This is a genomic window from Campylobacter sp. TTU-622, from assembly GCF_016598965.1.
Lineage (GTDB): Bacteria > Campylobacterota > Campylobacteria > Campylobacterales > Campylobacteraceae > Campylobacter_D.
Map to the genome: position 1 here is coordinate 1 of NZ_JAENKR010000153.1, position 1,488 is coordinate 1,488.

At 23.9% G+C, this 1,488-nt stretch carries 2 protein-coding genes; both read left to right on the top strand.

Annotation, left to right across the window (positions count from 1 at the left end; translation table 11 throughout):
- On the top strand, positions 1-824 hold an 824-nt coding region (gene carA, locus JG677_RS08100), incomplete at its 5' end, for a glutamine-hydrolyzing carbamoyl-phosphate synthase small subunit (protein ID WP_200286129.1).
- Positions 821-1,477, top strand: a complete 657-nt coding sequence (locus tag JG677_RS08105) for a sulfite exporter TauE/SafE family protein (RefSeq protein ID WP_200169861.1) — start codon at positions 821-823, stop codon at positions 1,475-1,477. The genes carA and JG677_RS08105, both read left to right, overlap by 4 nt.
- Positions 1,478-1,488: the final 11 nt, after the last annotated feature.

Below are 1,488 nucleotides of genomic sequence, written 5' to 3' on the forward strand. Positions count from 1 at the left end.
ATCTTAAAAAGCATAATAAAATAGGTATTTATGATATAGATACAAGATTTTTAGTAAAAATGATAAGAGATAATGGGAACTTAAGAGCTATTATCTCAACAGAAATTTCAAATAAAGAAGAATTAAAAGAAAAGTTAAATTCAAGTGCTAAGTTTGAACAGATTAATTTTGTTGAAAATGTAAGTACTAAAAAAGTATATTCCCATAAAAAAGGTGCTTGGAATCATAATGCTCAAAAATTTAATTCTCCTCAAAAAAATTCTAAAAAACTTGCTGTTATTGATTATGGAGTGAAAAAAAATATTCTTAATGAGCTTGTTGAAGTAGGTTTTGAAGTTGATGTTTTTCCTTATAATACTAAAGCTAAAGATTTAATTGCTTTATACGAGCAAAAAAAAATTCACGGAATATTTCTTTCTAATGGTCCAGGTGAGCCAAAAATTTTAAAAAATGAAATATTAGAAATTAAAAAACTCATAGAAGCTAAAATACCAATACTTGGAATTTGTTTAGGACATCAGCTTTTAAGCAATGCTTTTGGTTATGAAACTTATAAAATGAAATTTGGTCAACATGGAGCTAATCATCCTGTATTAAATTTAGAAAGCAAAAAGATCGAAATTACTGCTCAAAATCATAATTATAATGTTCCAGAAGAACTTTGTGAAGTGGCAATCATTACGCATAGAAATTTATTTGGAGATAATGTAGAGGGTGTTAGATATAAAGATTATCCTATTATTTCAGTTCAACACCATCCAGAAAGTTCATCAGGACCTCACGAGAGTAAATATATTTTTAAAGAATTTATGAATTTAATGTGAATTTAGATCTTTTAATCTTTATAGGTATTGCTTTTTTATCAAGCTTTGGGCATTGTTATTCAATGTGCGGAGGCTTTATTTTGCTTTTTTTAAATTTAAACAAAAAAGCAAAAAATTTATTTATTCTTCAAATTATTTTTCATTCTTTTAGAATTTTAACTTATATTTTTTTAGGCGTTATATTTAGTTTGATTGGAAATTTTTTTATTATTAATACAACAATTCAAAGCTTATTTTTTTTTATTATAGGTTTATTAATGATTTTTTTAGGTTTTGCTTTGATATTTAGAGGTAAAATTTTATTTTTAATTGAGAATCATATTTTATATGAAAAATTTATAATAAAGATATTTCAACGAGCTAAAACTTACAAAGGCATAAAATCAGCTATATTTCTAGGTTTTTTTAACGGCTTTATACCTTGTGGTCTAGTTTATTTTTTTATAGCTTCAGCTATGAGTAGACAAAATATTCTAGAAAGTGCTTTGATCATGTTTATTTTTGGACTTTCTACTTTACCAGCTTTATTTCTTTTTTCTTTAATAGCTAAATTTTTAAGTGATTTTTTTAGAAATATTTTTAATTATATTGCTTATATTGCCATCATTTTTTATGGATTATATTTATCTTTTATGGGTTTTAAAAATTTTTAATTTTGTAACAA